We start from the raw sequence: 16,583 nt of genomic DNA on the forward strand, positions 1-16,583 counted from the left end.
CGGCACGCGAGTACATATGCCAAGAACCGTCGCGGAGCGGCAGGACGTTATTCCGGTCCTGGCCGAGGTATTCCGCCGCCATGGATACGAAGGAACCAGCCTGACGCGCATCACCGAAGGCACGGGCCTGGGCAAGGGCAGCCTTTATCACTTCTTTCCCGGCGGGAAGGAAGAGATGGCGGCGGCCGTACTGGCGCATATCGACGATTGGTTCCAGCGCAACGTCTACACGCCGTTGCGTCAGGCGGGATCGGCCCGCGACGGCATCGCGGCGATGTTCGACGAGGTATCCCGGTATTTCCTGTCGGGCCGCAAAGTGTGCCTGGTGGGTGTATTCGCGCTGGGCAACGAAAGGGACCGCTTCGCGCAAGCGGTTTCGGCTTACTTTCGCGACTGGACAGGCGCGCTGGCCACGGCGCTGGAAAAAGGCGGCTTGGCCGGCGCGGCCGCGCAGGCGCTGGCGGAAGAAATCGTGGCGGGCATACAGGGCGGCCTGGTATTGTCCCGGGCCTTGAACGACCCGCAGGTGTACGGCCGCATGGTCGGCGGCCTGCGGGACCGCGCCCTGGCGGCGATCGGCTTCGCGGCCACGCCGGACACGGGCGCACGGATGCATGACACGTGCGCGGCCGCGAAGCCCGGTGGCCAGGATGCCGGCCAGCGCGCCGGCCGACAGTCCGGCTAGGCGGCACGGCGGCCATCGCGTCGGCCGATACCCCGCCGTACGCGCCTGTGTCCGTGGCGCGCGCCATCGCGGCGCGGCCGGCCGTTATTCGCCAAACAGATTGCGCTGTATCTGGTCCAGGTGCTCGGTCATCAATGCGGCCGCCTGGCCGGCATCGCGGTCGCGCAACGCATCCACCATCGCGCGATGCTGCCTTTCGTATTGGGCGCGGCGCGCGGGGGTCAGGGAGTTGCGCTTGAGCCGGCCCCATTCCCCTTGCTCGCGGACCTGGTTCATCAATTCCAGGATGCGCATGAAAAAAGCGTTGTGCGTGGCCACCGCGAAAGCCTTGTGCAGCGCACCGTCCCAGTACTCGAATTCCTCTATCGTGGAGGCGGCCTCGGACTGCTCCAGGCAATTCGCCATGGTGGCGAAGTCGGCGGCCGTGGCGTTGCGGGCGATCATGCCGGGAAGCAGCGGCTCGATCAGCCGGCGGGCTTCCATCAGTTCGGCCGGGCTGACATTGCCGTCGAAACGCGGCAGGCCGGCACCCTGCACCATGCCTTCCGCCTGCTCCGAGACAAAAGTGCCGCTGCCCACGGACTGCGTGATCAAGCCACGATCGCGCAGGTCCGCCAGCACGCGCCGCACGGAACCGCGCGACGCCCCGAAGCGCGCGCTCAGCTCGCGTTCCGGGGGCAGCTTGACACCCGCCCGCAAGCGTCCGCCCAGGATTTCCTCGCGCAGATAACGCGACAAGGCCTTGGCTCCTGGCGAGCGCAACGAGGCGTCGCCATCCGGGACTGGCGTTAGGGTTTTGGTATCCATGCGGCGAGCTTAAAGAAACAGAACCAATTGGTCAATAATTTCGAAAAACAACCTTGCAAACAGGCCACATTGGTTCTACATTACGGCCTGTTTTGACCAATTGGACTATGGAGCCCCTATGAAATTCGCCCAGCTTTCCTATCAGGGCCAGCGCGCTATCGCGGTGGTGGACACGGAAAAAGGCCAGTTCTGGCCTGTCGCCGAACTGGCGCCCGGCTTTACCGGGGATATGGTCCAATTGGTTCAACAATACGAGACACTGAAGCCCAAGCTCGCGCCTGCCGGCGCCGGCAAGCCGCTGGGCGAAGCCAAGGTCCTGGCGCCCATCGACCGGCCGCGCCGCAATATCTTCTGCGTGGGCAAGAACTACCACGAACACGCCGCCGAGTTCAGCAAGTCGGGTTTCGACAGCAGCGCGAAGGAAGGCGAGCACGCGCCGGAAGCGCCGGTGGTGTTCACCAAGCCCGCCAGCACGGTCATCGGCCCGAATGACAAGATCCCGCCCCACACGGACGTGGCCAAGCAGCTGGATTACGAAGTGGAATTGGCGGTGGTCATCGGCAAGCCCGGCCGCGGCATCAAGAAGGCCGACGCCTTCAAGCACATTTTCGGCTACACCATCGTCAACGACTTCACGGCCCGCGATCTGCAGAAACTGCACCGGCAATGGTTCCTGGGCAAGTCGCTGGACGGCTTCTGCCCGATGGGTCCCTATGTGGTCACCAATGACGAAGTGGACGCGACCAATCTGGACGTGAAGTGCTGGGTCAACGGCGAGCTGCGCCAGAACTCCAATACCTCGCTGCTGATTTTCGACATCCCCACGCTGATCGAAACGATTTCGGCCGGGATCGAACTCCAGCCCGGCGACGTGATCGCCACCGGCACGCCGGCCGGCGTCGGCATCGGCTTCAACCCGCCGAAGTTCGTCAAGTCCGGCGACGTGATGCGCATGGAGATCCAGGGCATCGGCGTATTGGAAAACGCGGTCGCCTGACCCCGACCCGCAACAGGCCCCTGACCGTATCCCCCTGCGAGGAGACAAGAATGAAAACCATCCTGCGCGGCCTGGCGGCCGCCGGCCTGGTCGCGTGCGCGGCCGGAATAAACGCGGCCGCGGCCGCGCCCTACCCCAACCATCCGGTGACCATCATCGTGCCGTTCGGCGCCGGCGGCTCGGCCGACGTCTATGCCCGCGTGCTGGCCCAGCACCTGGGGCAGGAAACCGGCCAGTCCTTCGTGGTGGAAAACCGCCCCGGCGCGGGGGCCGTCATCGGCACCCAGTACGTGGCCAAGGCCGCGCCCGACGGCTACACGCTGCTGATGATGTCCAACACGCAAACAGTCAACGAGACCCTGCTGCACAACAAGCCTTATGACTTGATGCGCGACTTCACCGCCGTGGCGCCGGTGAACGAAGCGCCACTGGTACTGGTCGTGCGTGACGGACTGCCGATCCAGAGCGTGCAGGACCTGATCAAGGCCGCGAAGGCCAAGCCGGGGCAGTTGAACTACGCGTCCTCGGGCACCGGCACGCCGTACCACATGGCGGGCGAGCTGTTCAAAAGCCTTGCCGACGTGAACATCGTCCATATTCCGTACAAGAGCAGCGGCGGCGCCCGCACCGACGTACTGGGCGGCCAGGTGGACATGATGTTCGATGCGGTCAGCACGATGACCGACCTGATCCAGACCAGGAAGGTGCGCGCCATCGCCACCACGGGCAACGAGCGCTCCAGCGTGCTGCCCGACGTGCCGACCATGGCGGAGGCCGGCGTGAAGGACTACACGGCCACCATCTGGCTGGGCCTGCTCGCGCCCAAAAACACCCCCAAGGAGGTGGTCGACTTCCTGAACGAAAAGGTGAGCAAGATCGTCAGCGATCCGCAAGTCACGGCCGTCTGGGCGAAAAGCGGCGTCAGCCCCATGAAGATGACGCCCGCGCAGTTCACCGACTTCCTCAAGGGCGACATCGACAAGTGGGGCAAGATCGTCAAGTCGGCGAACATCAAGGTGGACTGAGCCCATGCCGGATCCCAGCACGGACCGCGACATCGCCTTCACGCTGAACGGCGCCGCCACGCAACTGCGCGTGGACGGCGACCGCCGGCTGCTGGACGTGCTGCGCAACGACCTGGACCTGAAGAGCAGCCATTACGGCTGCGGCTCCGGGGAATGCGGCGCCTGCTTCGTCCTGCTGGACGACCACGCGGTGCCGGCCTGCGATACGCCCATGTGGGCGGTCGCCGGCAAGCGCGTCGTCACCTCCGAGGGACTGGGGACGCCAACGGCCCCCCATCCCGTGCAGGCCGCTTTCATCGCGGAACAGGCCGCGCAGTGCGGCTATTGCACGTCGGGCATGCTGATCGCCGCCACAGCCCTGCTGCACCGTTGCCCGCGCCCCTCGGACGCCGAGATCCGCGCCGGCATGGAGCGCAACCTGTGCCGCTGCGGCACGCAGCTGCGCGTCATGAAGGCGATACACCGCGCCGCCGCGCGGCCAGGATCCGGACGGACGCCCGCCGCAAGCGATATCGATGAAGACCCCTCCGCCGCCGGCGCGGCGGGCGGATCGCGGAGCGCTGCCCCATGACGGCGGCCACGTCCCTGCCCCCGAGCCTGCAGGCCAATGCGCGGCTCTCGACCTGGCTGCGCGTGGACCCCGCCGGCACCATCGAGGTGCGCTCGGGCAAGGTGGAGATCGGCCAGGGCATCCTGACCGCGCTGGCGCAGATCGCCGCCGAAGAACTGGACGTGGCTTTCGAGCGCATCCGCATGATCGCCGCCGACACCGCGCGCAGCCCGGACGAGGCGGTGACCTCCGGCAGCCTGTCCATCCAGCACTCCGGATCGGCCTTGCGGCATGCCTGCGCGCAGGCGCGCGCCCTGATGCTGGAGGAGGCGGCGCGGCGCCACGGCCTGGCCGCGCAGGCATTGACCGTGGCGGACGGCGACATCCTGCACGACGGACGCCGCGTGAGCAGTTACTGGGAGCTGGGCGAAGACGTGCTGCGGGACCAGCCGGCGCGGCCCGGCGTACAGCCCAAGGACCGCGCCAGCTACCGCATCGTCGGAACCGGCCAGGCGCGCGGCGATATCGCGGAAAAAGTATTCGGCCGCTTCCGTTTCATCCACGATATGGTGCTGCCCGGCATGGTGCACGGGCGCATGGTAAGGCCGCCTTCCCCCGACGCCGAGCTGCTGGAATGGGACGCGGACGGGGTCGCGGCCTGGGAAGGCGTACTGGCCGTGGCGCGCGACGGCTCGCTGGCCGGCGTGATCGCCCGGACGGAAGCGCTAGCCGAGCGAGCGGCCGCGGCGCTGGCCCGGTCCGCGCGCTGGCGCGAACGCGCCACGCTGCCCGATGCCGGCGACCTGCCCGCCTGGCTGAAAAGCCTGCCTTGCGTGGACCTGCGTCTGGGCAACGCGGCCGACCCCGCACCCCGGACGGTTCCGGCCACGGACGACATGCCGGCCCGGGGCGGCCGGACCTACCGTGCCGCCTACAGCAAACCCTTCATCAAGCATGGGTCCATCGGACCGTCCTGCGCCTTGGCGCTGGCGCGCGAGGACGCCGGCCCCGGCACCCCGGCGCTGGAGGTCTGGAGCCACACCCAGGGTATCTTCAATCTGCGCAAGGACCTGAGCCTGGCCTTCGACCTGCCGGAAGCGGATATCGTCGTGCGGCATGCGCAAGGCGCCGGCTGCTATGGACACAACGGCGCGGACGACGTGGCCTACGATGCGGCGTGGCTGGCGCGGCGATGCCCCGGCCGCCCGGTGCGGGTGCAATGGTCGCGTGCCGACGAACTGAACTGGTCGCCGCACGGCCCCGCCATGGCCATCGAACTGCAAGCGGAGGTCGACGGCAACGGGCACATCGTCTCGTGGCGGCACGAACTCTGGAGTCCGGGGCATGGCCTGCGTCCCGGCCGCTCGGCCACGCCCACGCTGCTCGGCTCCTGGTACCTGGAACGCCCTTTCGAGCGGCTGCATTCCGTGGACGCGCCGCGTGCGGCGGGCGGGGGCGCCGATCGCAACGCCGACCCCATCTATCGCTTCCCGACCGCCGACGTACTGTGCCACCGCGTGCTGGACGTGCCGATGCGTACGTCGTCGCTGCGGGCGCTGGGCGCCTACGGCAATGTCTATGCCATCGAGTCGTTCATGGATGAACTGGCACGCGCCGCGAATAGCGATCCGCTGGCCTACCGGCTGGCGCACCTGGCCGACGCCCGCGGCATCGCCGTGCTGCGACAGGCAGCGGCCATGGCCGGCTGGGAAAGCCGCGTGGCGCCGCGCGGCGAGGGCCGCGGCCTTGGCCTGGGCTTCGCCCGCTACAAGAACACCGGCGCCTACTGCGCCGTGGTGGCCGAGGTCGACGTGCAGGAAACCGTGCAGGTGCGGCGCCTTTGGATCGCCGTGGACGTGGGCTTGGTCATCAACCCGGATGGCGTGCGCCAGCAGATCGAGGGCGGCGCGCTGCAGGCGGTGAGCTGGACCTTGATGGAAGCGGCCCGCTTCGACCGCACGCGCCTGCTGGGCGACAACTGGCAGGACTATCCGATGCTGCGGTTCTCGCAGGTGCCCGATGTGGAGATCGCCATCGTGCAACACCCCGGCGACGACCCGGTGGGCGCGGGCGAAGGTTCGCTGGGCCCCACGGCGGCGGCCATCGGCAATGCCGTGTTCGACGCCCTGGGGGTGCGGGTTCGGGATCTGCCCTTGACCTTCGACCGCATCGTCGCCGCCATGCAGGAGTAGCCCCATCCTTCACCGCATCGTCGCCGCCAGGCAGGAATACGCCCGGTACATGGCCGCATCGGCGCCGCCACGCAGGACTGGGCGCTGTACCGGGGCCCTTTGGCCACGGCGCCGGAACGCCAACCCGCCGCCCGCGCGTCGCCGCGCGGCGCGGCCCATCGCCAACCAAGGAAACGCATGACACTCACACTCTTCAGCGGCGGCGCCGCCAAAGCCGTGGTCACGGGCCTGCAGGCCGAATTCGAACAACGCCATGGCGGCACGCTGGACGCCAGCTTCGGCGCCGTCGGCACGATGCGCGACAAGTTGCTGGCCGGCGCGGCATGCGACGTCATCGTGCTTTCCGATGCGCTGATCGAGGAGCTGGAAAAGCAGGGCCACGTGGTCGCCGGCAGCGCGCGGCCGCTGGGCCGGGTCGAAACCGGCGTGGCCGTCCGCACGGGGACCTCTCCCGTCGCGGTGGGCGATGGCGCGGCGCTGAAGGCCACGCTGGCGGCCGCCCGAGGGCTGTACGTGCCGCACCTGACGCAATCGACCGCCGGCCAGCATATCGCCAATGTGCTGCGCCGCCTGGGACTGGCCGAGACGCTGGCCGACCGCATCCACGAATATCCCAACGGCGCGGTCGCCATGGGGGAGCTGGCCAAGACCACCGGCGACGGCATGGTCGGCTGCACCCAGGTCACGGAAATCCTCTACACGCCGGGCGTAACGCTGGTCGGGGAATTGCCCAAGGAGTATGGGCTAAGCACCGTCTACACCGCGGCCTGCTGCGCCAAATCCGGCGACCCTGCCCGCGCCATGGCCTTCGTGGAAGCGCTGGGTGGCCCGGAATCGCTGGCGCTGCGCAAGCAGGCGGGGTTTGTGGTCTAAGAGCCCAGGGCCGGGTTCATTTATGCAAAAGCCGCCGCATCGCCAGTGCCGCGGCGGCGCCGATGACCAGGGTGAACATGATGGCGGCCACGCCGAGTATGGGCGCCTGGTCGGCGAAATCGCTGGACAGCGTGGCGAACAGCACCCAGCCCCCGTTCACCACGGCCAGCACGGCGCAGCCCGTCAGCGTGGCCCCCAGGCGTGCCGCGCAGGCGCATAAGGCGCCGCCCAAAATAGCAATGGCCACTACCGTGGCCATTCCCCAGAACAGGTCTTCGTACGCCATCGCACCGCCGCCTTCCGACGAAAAACGGCAGTGTACCGGGCAATGATGATCAGTTGTGTGAGTACTCCGGCTCGCCGTTGTAGCGCACCCCGCGGATGCCCTGGAATAGCTGCCGGCAGTTGCGTTCGGCCTCGTCCTGGCTGGCGAAGGCGCGCCCGCCCGGCATGCTCCAGCACTTTTCCGGCGCGTTCACGCCGATCTTGCGAGTCCACACCTGCACGCGGTATTTGCGGTCGCTGTCCGCGGCCACCGCGCAACGTACCCGAAAGCCATTAACCGTACGAGTTTCCATGGTGAACTCCCTTGTCTCTTGATCGGGCGCCCGGGGTGGCGACCAGTTGAGCCGCATTTTGCCGTGCGGATTAGGACGGCTTTATTGCGACATGGAAACCAAAAGCGATAAAGATTTTCTGAGTGCGTACGTGCCCGTAGTCCGCCGGCAAGGGTGCCACGCGCGCGCAGGAGGCGGTGCGGCCCCTCTTTGTAACCAGTCGTTATGCCACCTTGCCCCCGAACGGTAGAGCACAGCTGTTTCATCCCATTTCGCCCCCGCCTTTGCCCTGCGAAACCCGCACCACAATAAACCACAAAGACCCAAAAAAACACAGGACGCCCGGGGCGGTGTAGCGGATTGTCGCCTTTTGATGAGCGCGTGCGGGGATGTAAATCGGACTTTTACCCGACAATAGAGCCGTCATTTCCACAGCTGCCACGGCAGCAAAGCGCAGGAGCATCATGATCAAACGTTGGATAGTCTCTGGCCTTGGCGCCGCCGCCCTGCTGGCCTCGGGCGCCGCGCTGGCTCGCGTGGATGTGGGTATCTCCATCGGGGTTCCGCCGGTCGTGATCGGCGCCCCTGTCTATGCCGCGCCGGCGCCCGTGTACGTGGCCCCGCCGCCCCCCGTCTACGTCGCCCCGCCGCCGGTGGTGGTCGCCCCCCGCCCCGTGTATGTCGCGCCCCGTCCCTACTACTACCCCCGCCCGTACTATCACGGCGGCGGCCCGCGCTATTACCACGAGCGCTGGGACAAGGGCCACCACGGCCACCGTCACTGAGCGCAGGCCGGCGGCGGCCGTCCCCGCGCAAGCGGGGCCCGCCGACTCCGCCGGATGCGCTTGAAGACGGCGCGGGTCACGGGCCCGTTCCGGACACCCGGGCCGCGCCGGATACCGTCGTTGCGGGCGGCATCCAGGCAAAGATAAACCCGCCGAATGGACTGCCGCGGAAAGCCGGACAGTCCACCAGGCGGGTTTCTTTTTGCCCATCCGCGGCCGGCCGACACCGGCGTGGATCTCAGGGACGCAGCACCGATACGCCCCCCATATACGGCTGCAAGGCTTGCGGCACCCGCACGCTGCCGTCGGCCTGCTGGAAGTTCTCCAGCACGGCGACCAGGGTGCGGCCCACCGCCAGGCCGGAGCCGTTCAGGGTATGCACGAACTCCGGCTTGCCCTGCGCATTGCGGAAACGGCCCTGCATGCGACGGGCCTGGAAGTTCTCGCAGTTCGAAACGGAGGAGATTTCACGGAAGGCATTCTGCGCCGGCAGCCATACCTCCAGGTCGAAGGTCTTGGCCGAGTTGAAGCCCATGTCGCCCGTGCACAGCAGCATCACGCGATACGGCAGGCCCAGCAGCTGCAGCACGCGCTCGGCATGGCCGACCATCTCGTCCAGCGCTTCGTAGGATTTCTCGGGCTGCACAATCTGCACCATTTCCACCTTGTCGAACTGGTGCTGCCGGATCATGCCGCGCGTGTCGCGGCCGCCGCTGCCGGCTTCGGAGCGGAAGCAAGGCGTGTGGGCCGTCATCTTCAAGGGCAGGTCGGACTCCGCCAGGATGGCGTCGCGCGCCACGCTGGTCAGGGTGACCTCGGACGTGGAAATCAGGAACTGGTCCTCGCGCACATAGGGCTTGCCGTGCTCGTCCTCGCGCGGGCCGTCGTCGGCGCCGCCCTTGGTCACCCAGAACATATCGTCCTTGAACTTCGGCAACTGGCCCACGCCATACAGGGTGGAGCTGTTGACGATATAGGGCGTATAGCACTCGGTATAGCCGTGCTGGCCGGTGTGCAGGTCCAGCATGAACTGCGCCAGCGCGCGGTGCAGGCGGGCGATCTGGCCGCGCATGAAGGAAAAGCGCGCGCCCGACAACTTGGCGGCCGTATCGAAATCCAGGCCCAGCGGTTCGCCGACGGCGACGTGGTCCCTGGCCTGGAAAGGCAGCGGCGCCGGATTGCCGTCCTCGCCCTTGGCACCGGGAATCCAGCGGCGGACCTCTACGTTGTCGTCGCTGGAGGCGCCCACCGGCACGCTGGGATGCGGCAGATTGGGCACCATGCGCAGCAAGTCCGTCAGGGATTCCTGCACTTGCGCCAGGTCTTCTTCCAGCTGCTTCAGGCGCGCGGGCAGGGCCTGCGATTCGGCCATGACCGCGCTCGCGTCCTCGCCCTTGGCCTTGAGCTGGCCTATCTGCTTGGCCAGCGCGTTGCGGCGGGCCTGCAGGGATTCGGTTTCGGTCTGCACGGACTTGCGGCGCGATTCCAGCGCATTGAAGCGCTCCATATCGAATTGCACGCCACGGGTCTTGAGCCGGTCGACGACGGTTTGCAGGTCTTTGCGCAGCAGGGTGGGGTCAAGCATGGTTCTCTGGAGGACGGGGTTGCGGGGGCGCGGCCACGGGGCCTAGCGCTTGCCGGACTTGGCCTGGGCGTCCAAATCGCGCAGGAAGGCCAGCTTCTGCTGGATTTTAGCTTCCAGGCCGCGATCGGTTGGCTGGTAGAACGTGGGATTCATCCCGTCGGGAAAGTAATGCTCGCCGGCGGCATAGCCGTGGGGCTCGTCGTGGGCGTAGCGGTAGGCGTGGCCATGCCCCAGCTGTTTCATCAGCTTGGTCGGGGCGTTGCGCAGGTGCATGGGCACCGGCGCGCTGCCGTGTTCGGCGGCGAAGCGCCGCGCCGCGTTATAGGCGTTGTACAGGGCATTGGACTTCGCGGCGCACGCCAGGTAGACCACGGCCTGCGCCAGCGCCAGCTCGCCTTCGGGCGAGCCCAGGCGCTCGTAGATGTCCGCGCCGTTCAAGGCGATCTCCGTGGCGCGCGGGTCGGCCAGGCCGATGTCCTCCACCGCCATGCGCACGATGCGGCGGGACAGGTAACGCGGGTCCGCGCCGCCGTCTATCATGCGCGCGAACCAGTAGAGCGCGGCGTCGGGATCGGAGCCGCGCACCGACTTATGCAGCGCGCTGATCTGGTCGTAGAAGGCATCCCCGCCCTTGTCGAAGCGGCGCAGGTTCTGCGACAGCGAAGTTTCCAGCCATTCGGCGTCGACGACCCCGCGGTGCGCGGTGCGCGCCGATTCCGCGACCACTTCCACGGCGTTGATCAGCCGCCGCGCATCGCCGTCGGCCCAGCCGGCCAGCTGTTCGCGGGCACTGGCGTCGAAACGCATGGCCTCGGATTCCGGCACGCCGGCGTTCAGCTCGACCAGGGCGCGGTCGATCAGTTGCATCAGTTCGTCCGCGGTGAGCGATTGCAGCACGTACACGCGGGCGCGCGACAGCAGCGCCGAATTGACTTCGAAGGAGGGATTTTCCGTGGTCGCGCCGATGAAGGTGAACAGGCCGCTTTCCACATAGGGCAGGAAGGCATCCTGCTGCGCCTTGTTGAAGCGGTGGACCTCGTCGACGAAGAGAATGGTTCGGCGGCCCTGGCCCTGCGCCACCTGGGCCGCGGCCACCGCGTCGCGGATGTCCTTGACGCCGCCCAGCACGGCCGAAATGGCGATGAATTGCGCGTCGAAGCCGTCGGCCATCAGGCGCGCCAGCGTGGTCTTGCCCACGCCCGGCGGTCCCCAGAAGACCATGGAATGCGGCCGCCCGGACTGGAACGCCACGCGCAGCGGCTTGCCCTCGCCCAACAGGTGGGATTGGCCGACGACGTCGTCGAGGGTGCGCGGACGCAGGCGCTCGGCCAACGGGATGTGGGCCCGCTGCGCCGGGTCCGCGGCGAACAAATCGTTGCTCATGGGGGAAAAGAGACGAAAGCGAAGGAGTATTACACCAGATATGGGGGCGATGCCCGGCCTGGCAACGGGCCACCCGGCGCCCGGGAAGGCTGCTATGCGCCATCGCGGGCCCGGCCCGCGACGCGCCCGCGCTTTCCGCGGGGGCGGCGCCATGCAAGGCTCCTGGATCCCGCTGTGGGGCGGAATCCGGTGTGCGGATCCGAGGGCTGCGGCCCTTCCGCGCCCCATACTCGGGAAAACCCGGCTGGCGGCTTGTAAATAATTTTCAGGATAATCCGAAAAAACCGATTTCCCGGTAAAAGTTTTCAGCCCAGCGGTCGCGCCATGTCGGATTCCACGCCTTCTTACCCACCCCTCGATCCCGCCGGAAAAGGCCTGGGCGCCTTCCCGGCCGGCTGTACGCCGGCCCAGGCCGCCGGCCTGGGCTGGAACCTGCTGGCCGAGGACGTCAGCCTGCCGGCCGCCGTCCTGTACGAGTCCCGGATCCGCCATAACCTGGCCTGGATGCAGGACTTCATGCGCGCCTACAAGGTGCAGCTGGCGCCGCACGGCAAGACCACCATGAGCCCCGCCCTGTTCCATCGCCAGCTGCAAGGCGGCGCCTGGGGCATTACGCTGGCCACGGCGCCGCAGGCCCATGCCGCCTACCGCTACGGCGTGCGGCGCATCCTGATGGCCAACCAGCTGGTGGGCCGCGCCAACATGGCGCTGGTGGCGGGAATGCTGGCCGACCCCTCGTTCGAATTCTGCTGCCTGGTCGACGACCCGGCCAATATCGCGCAATTGGGCGCGTACTTCGCCTCCCAGGGCCGCGTGCTGCGCGTGCTGGTCGAATTGGGCGTGCCGGGCGGCCGTACCGGCGTGCGCGACGATGCGGCCCTGCGGCGCGTGGCCGAGGAAATCGCCCGCTGGCCGCAGTCCCTGGCGCTGGCCGGGGTCGAGCTGTACGAGGGCGTGCTGTCCGACGAAGCGCAAATCCGTGCCTTCCTGCGCCGCGCGGTGGCGACCCTGCGCGCCTTGCAGTCCCAGGGCAAGCTGGCGCCGCAAGGAAGCGCCATCCTGACCGGCGCCGGATCGGCCTGGTTCGACGTGGTGGCGCAGGAGTTCTCCGGCCTGGACATCGGCCGGCCGCTGGACATCGTGCTGCGGCCCGGATGCTACCTGAGCCATGACGTGGGAATTTATCGCGGCGCGGCCGAACGCATCGGCCGCGACAACGACGTGGCGCGCGGCATGGCGCCCGGCCTGCTGCCTGCGCTGCAGGTGTGGGCCTACGTGCAATCGCTGCCCGAACCGGGCCGCGCCATCATCGGCATGGGCAAGCGCGACGCCGCCTTCGATGCCGGCCTGCCGGTTCCGGCCCGGCACTACCGGCCCGGTGCGGGTACGCCCGAAGCCGGGACGCCCGAAGCCGGGACGCCCGAAGCCGGGACGCCCGCCGCCGGGACGCCCCGCGTGGCCCCGTCCCACTGGGAAGTCACCGCGATGATGGACCAGCATGCCTTCATGCGCATCGCCGACGGCGACGACATCCAGGTGGGCGACATGATCGGCTTCGATATTTCGCACCCCTGCCTGACCTTCGACAAATGGAAGCAGGTGCTGCTGGTGGACGACGACTACCGCGTCGTCGACGTCGCGCAAACCTTCTTCTGAAACCCCGGCCGGCGCAAGCCGGCCCATGGCAAGCCTTTTACCCGACACGCAGTTCCCGCCCGGCGGCGCCGTCCGTCCTGTACTTCTGGAGCACATCCGATGAACGCATTGGTCTCCCGTCGCCGCGACGGGCTGAAAACCCTGTTGCTGGCCGCCGCACTGGGCGTGGCCGCGCTGGCCGGCCCCGCGCACGCCGCCCCCGTCAAGGGCGGCACGATTTCGGTCGCCACGATAGGCGAGCCGCCCACGCTGGACCCGATGGCCAGCACCGCCGACCTGGTGGGCATGATCAGCCAGCACATCTACGAAACGCTGTACACCTTCGATGCCAAGTGGAACCTGACGCCGCTGCTGGCCCAGGCCCTGCCCACGGTCAGCGCCGACGGCCTGACGGTGACCATTCCCGTGCGCACCGACGTCAGCTTCCATGACGGCAGCAAGATGACGGTGGAAGATGTGATTGCCTCGCTGCAGCGCTGGACGACCACGGCCTCGCGCGGCAAGCAGACCGCCCCGCTCATCAAGGCCATCGAGGCCGCCGACGACCATACGGTGCGCATCGTCCTGACGCAGCCCTACGCGCCGCTGACGGCATTGCTGGCCATGAACAACGCCGCCGCGGTCGTCATGCCCAAGAGCAAGATCGCCGCGACCATCACGGACTACGTCGGCACCGGCCCCTATATGGTCAAGGCCCGCGTACCGGACCAATATCTGCAGCTGGTGCGTTTCCCGGGCTACAAGTCGCGCGGCGGCCAGCCCGACGGCTACGGCGGCGCGCGCGAGCAGAACCTGGACGAGATCCGCTTCGTGCCGGTGCCCAATGCCAACACGCGGCTGGAAAGCGCGGTGGCCGGACAGTACGACTATGTCGATTCCATCGCCGTGGAATCCGCCGCCAAGCTCAAGTCCGGACAGTCGCAGCCCGTGCTGCTCAAGCCCTTCGGATGGCCGCGGCTGGTGCTGAACACCAAGCAGGGCATCATGTCCAACCTGAAGATGCGCCAGGCCGTGCAGATGGCGCTGAACGAGGAAGACATGCTGGCGGCGGCCTTCGGCAGCACCGACTACTACACCGTGGACGGCGCCATGTATCCCAAGGGCTACCCCTGGCACACCGACCGCGGCACCCAGGCCTACAACAAGGGCGATGCCGCGGGCGCCAAGAAGCTGATCGCCGCGGCCGGCATCCCCGACCGCACCATCCGCATCCTGACCAGCCAGCAATACGAATTCCACTACAAGATGGCGCTGGTCGCGGCGGAATACCTGAAGCAGGCCGGCTTCAAGGTCGACATGCAGGTGGTCGACTGGGCCACGCTGACGCAGCGCCGCCAGGATCCCGCGCTGTGGGACATCTTCATTACCCACAGCCCCTTCCTGCCCGAACCCGCCCTGATCGATTTCCCGTCGAAGAACTCGCCGGGATGGTGGGACACCCCGCGCCGCAATGAAACCCTGGACGCCTTCAACCGCGCCACGTCGCAGGAAGAACGCGTCAAGCGCTGGGCCGACGTGCAGCAGGCCATCTTCGACGAGGTGCCCTTTATCAAGGTCGGCGATTTCAACGCGGTGGCCGCCAAGTCGCCCGCGCTGCAAGGCGTGACGCCGGCCCCCTGGCCCTACTTCTGGAACGCCTGGAAGGCGTCGAAGTAAGCGGCGCAACGAGGATTCCCCGTGCTGTCCTATCTTTTCAACCGCCTGTTGGGCCTGGTCGCGGTGATGTTCCTGGTGGCCACCACCGTCTTCGTGATCATCCGGGTCACGCCGGGCGACCCGGCCGCCGTCATGCTGGGCCCCGAGGCCAGCCAGCAGGATATCTCGGCCCTGCGCGCGCGCCTGGGACTGGACCGGCCGCTGCCCGTGCAATACGTGACGTGGCTGGGCCAGCTGGCGCGCGGCGACCTGGGCCAGTCCATATTCCTGAACAAGCCGGTGCTTTCCGCGCTGGCCGACCGCGCCGAGCCGACCTTCTGGCTGACGCTGATGTCGCTGGTCATCGCCACGTTGATCGCGCTGCCGGTAGGCATCCTGTCCGCCGTCAAGCGCGGCACGACGCTGGACCAGTCGGTGCTGAGTTTCTCCATGTTCACGTCCAGCGTGCCCAGTTTCTGGCTGGGGCTGCTGCTGATGCAGGTGTTCGCGGTGAAGCTGGGCTGGCTGCCGGTGTCGGGCTATGGCGGCCCGGACGCGTCCTTCGGCACGCGGCTCAGCCACCTGGTGCTGCCGGCGGTGGTGCTGGGGCTGGTCAACTCGGCGCTGATCACCCGCTTCATCCGCGCCAGCATGCTGGACGTGCTGCGCGACGATTATGTCCGCACCGCGCGCGCCAAGGGGCTGACCGAAAGCAAGGTGATCCTGAAGCATGCGGTGCGCAACGCGCTGATCCCCATCCTGACCGTGCTGGGGCTGACCACGGCCCTGCTGGTCAGCGGCGCGGTGGTCACCGAAACCGTATTCGGCCTGCCCGGCGTGGGCAGCCTGGTGGTGTCCGCGGTACTGCGGCGCGACTACCCCGTTATCCAGGGCGCGCTGCTGGTGGTCGCGGCCATCTACGTGCTGATCAATCTTCTTATCGACCTGCTCTATCTGCTGGTCGACCCGCGGGTACGCTACTGATGTCCATGGTTCTTTCCTCGCATGCCGGCGGCGAACGCTGGCAGGTCCTGCGCCTGCTGGTCGCGCGCAAGACCGTGCTGCTGAGCCTGATCGTGCTGGTCGTGCTGGTCGGCGCCGCCTTGCTGGCGCCGCTGATCAGTCCCTACGATCCTTTCAAGCTGTCCATCGTGAACCGCCTGAAGCCGCCCAGCGCGGCGCACTGGTTCGGCACCGACGACTTCGGCCGCGATGTGTTCAGCCGCGTGGTCTACGGCGGCCGCCTGTCGCTCACGGTGGGCTTTTCCGTGGTGGTGCTATCCAGCATCCTGGGCATCGCGCTGGGGCTGATCGCCGGCTTTTTCCGCCGCGCCGACAAATTCGTCTCGCGGCTGATCGACGCCATGATGGCCTTTCCCGACATCCTGCTGGCGATCTCGCTGGTGGCGGCACTGGGACCGTCGGTGCTGAACGTGGTCATCGCCCTGGGCATCGTCTACACGCCGCGCCTGGCGCGCATCGTGCGGGCATCCACCCTGGTAATACGAGAACTGCCCTTCGTCGAGGCGGCCCGCGCGCTGGGCGTGCCGACGCGCCGCATCGTGGCCGTGCACGTGCTGCGCAACCTGGTGTCGCCCATCCTGGTACAGGGCACGTTCATCTTCGCCTACGCCATCCTGGCGGAGGCAGGCCTGTCCTTCCTGGGCGTGGGCGTATCGCCCGACATCCCCACCTGGGGCACGATGATCAACGCCGGCCAGCAATACATGGGCTCGGCCGACTGGATCATGATTTTTCCGGGCATCGCCATCGTGCTGTCGGTGCTGTCCCTGCAATTGGTTGGCGACGGGCTGCGCGACGTGCTGGACCCGCGCCTGCGCAAGGAGTTGTGA

At 67.7% G+C, this 16,583-nt stretch carries 16 protein-coding genes; 11 read left to right on the plus strand and 5 right to left on the minus strand.

Annotation, left to right across the window (positions count from 1 at the left end):
- The first annotated feature begins 16 nt into the window (after positions 1 to 16).
- Positions 17 to 685: a TetR/AcrR family transcriptional regulator gene (locus BAU06_RS19425; protein ID WP_066353802.1), complete on the plus strand. Its 669-nt coding sequence runs from the start codon at positions 17 to 19 to the stop codon at positions 683 to 685.
- Positions 686 to 769: 84 nt separating this feature from the next.
- On the opposite strand, the gene BAU06_RS19430 is transcribed toward BAU06_RS19425, so the two are convergent.
- Positions 770 to 1,492, minus strand: a complete 723-nt coding sequence (locus tag BAU06_RS19430; RefSeq protein WP_066353806.1) for a FadR/GntR family transcriptional regulator — start codon at positions 1,490 to 1,492, stop codon at positions 770 to 772.
- 118 nt (positions 1,493 to 1,610) lie between these two features.
- Between BAU06_RS19430 and BAU06_RS19435 the strand changes: the two genes are divergently transcribed.
- From BAU06_RS19435 to BAU06_RS19455, 5 genes are all read left to right on the plus strand, one after another.
- Positions 1,611 to 2,489 carry a fumarylacetoacetate hydrolase family protein gene (locus tag BAU06_RS19435; RefSeq protein WP_066353810.1) on the plus strand — a complete coding sequence of 293 codons (879 nt, stop codon included), beginning with the start codon at positions 1,611 to 1,613 and terminating at the stop codon, positions 2,487 to 2,489.
- Between the two features lie 50 nt (positions 2,490 to 2,539).
- Positions 2,540 to 3,514, plus strand: coding sequence for a Bug family tripartite tricarboxylate transporter substrate binding protein (locus BAU06_RS19440; RefSeq protein ID WP_066353817.1), 975 nt, complete (start codon positions 2,540 to 2,542; stop codon positions 3,512 to 3,514).
- A gap of 4 nt (positions 3,515 to 3,518) precedes the next feature.
- Positions 3,519 to 4,085, plus strand: coding sequence for a (2Fe-2S)-binding protein (locus BAU06_RS19445; RefSeq protein ID WP_066353823.1), 567 nt, complete (start codon positions 3,519 to 3,521; stop codon positions 4,083 to 4,085).
- Positions 4,082 to 6,256, plus strand: coding sequence for a xanthine dehydrogenase family protein molybdopterin-binding subunit (locus tag BAU06_RS19450; protein ID WP_066353824.1), 2,175 nt, complete (start codon positions 4,082 to 4,084; stop codon positions 6,254 to 6,256). The genes BAU06_RS19445 and BAU06_RS19450 overlap by 4 nt, the downstream gene beginning before the upstream one ends.
- Before the next feature lie 177 nt (positions 6,257 to 6,433).
- On the plus strand, positions 6,434 to 7,129 hold the full coding sequence (locus BAU06_RS19455; protein WP_066353826.1) for a molybdate ABC transporter substrate-binding protein: 696 nt from the start codon (positions 6,434 to 6,436) through the stop codon (positions 7,127 to 7,129).
- 16 nt (positions 7,130 to 7,145) lie between these two features.
- Here the strand turns inward: BAU06_RS19455 and BAU06_RS19460 are convergent, their stop codons facing one another.
- A complete protein-coding gene (locus BAU06_RS19460; protein ID WP_066353828.1) occupies positions 7,146 to 7,415 on the minus strand; it encodes a hypothetical protein in 270 nt (89 codons plus the stop codon).
- Between the two features lie 49 nt (positions 7,416 to 7,464).
- The gene (locus BAU06_RS19465; RefSeq protein ID WP_066353830.1) at positions 7,465 to 7,707 is read right to left on the minus strand and encodes a hypothetical protein; all 243 of its coding nucleotides are present in this window, start codon (positions 7,705 to 7,707) and stop codon (positions 7,465 to 7,467) included.
- Positions 7,708 to 8,153: 446 nt separating this feature from the next.
- Here BAU06_RS19465 and BAU06_RS19470 point away from each other — a divergent pair, with 446 nt between their 5' ends.
- On the plus strand, positions 8,154 to 8,471 hold the full coding sequence (locus BAU06_RS19470; RefSeq protein WP_066359391.1) for a virulence factor: 318 nt from the start codon (positions 8,154 to 8,156) through the stop codon (positions 8,469 to 8,471).
- Positions 8,472 to 8,709: 238 nt separating this feature from the next.
- Here the strand turns inward: BAU06_RS19470 and serS are convergent, their stop codons facing one another.
- On the minus strand, positions 8,710 to 10,056 hold the full coding sequence (gene serS, locus BAU06_RS19475; protein ID WP_066353833.1) for a serine--tRNA ligase: 1,347 nt from the start codon (positions 10,054 to 10,056) through the stop codon (positions 8,710 to 8,712).
- A 42-nt stretch (positions 10,057 to 10,098) separates the two neighbouring features.
- A complete protein-coding gene (locus BAU06_RS19480; RefSeq protein ID WP_066353835.1) occupies positions 10,099 to 11,439 on the minus strand; it encodes a replication-associated recombination protein A in 1,341 nt (446 codons plus the stop codon).
- 324 nt (positions 11,440 to 11,763) lie between these two features.
- Between BAU06_RS19480 and BAU06_RS19485 the strand changes: the two genes are divergently transcribed.
- The 4 genes from BAU06_RS19485 (at position 11,764) to BAU06_RS19500 (ending at position 16,583) form a co-directional block, all read left to right on the plus strand.
- Positions 11,764 to 13,095 carry an amino acid deaminase gene (locus BAU06_RS19485; protein ID WP_066353841.1) on the plus strand — a complete coding sequence of 444 codons (1,332 nt, stop codon included), beginning with the start codon at positions 11,764 to 11,766 and terminating at the stop codon, positions 13,093 to 13,095.
- A 99-nt stretch (positions 13,096 to 13,194) separates the two neighbouring features.
- The gene (locus tag BAU06_RS19490; protein WP_066353843.1) at positions 13,195 to 14,751 is read left to right on the plus strand and encodes an ABC transporter substrate-binding protein; all 1,557 of its coding nucleotides are present in this window, start codon (positions 13,195 to 13,197) and stop codon (positions 14,749 to 14,751) included.
- 21 nt (positions 14,752 to 14,772) lie between these two features.
- Positions 14,773 to 15,714: an ABC transporter permease gene (locus BAU06_RS19495; protein WP_066353848.1), complete on the plus strand. Its 942-nt coding sequence runs from the start codon at positions 14,773 to 14,775 to the stop codon at positions 15,712 to 15,714.
- Entirely contained in the window at positions 15,714 to 16,583 is an 870-nt protein-coding gene (locus BAU06_RS19500; RefSeq protein WP_066353850.1) for an ABC transporter permease, read from the plus strand. Before BAU06_RS19495 ends, BAU06_RS19500 begins: the two co-directional genes overlap by 1 nt.

It is taken from the genome of Bordetella bronchialis (assembly GCF_001676705.1).
Lineage (GTDB): Bacteria > Pseudomonadota > Gammaproteobacteria > Burkholderiales > Burkholderiaceae_B > Bordetella_C > Bordetella_C bronchialis.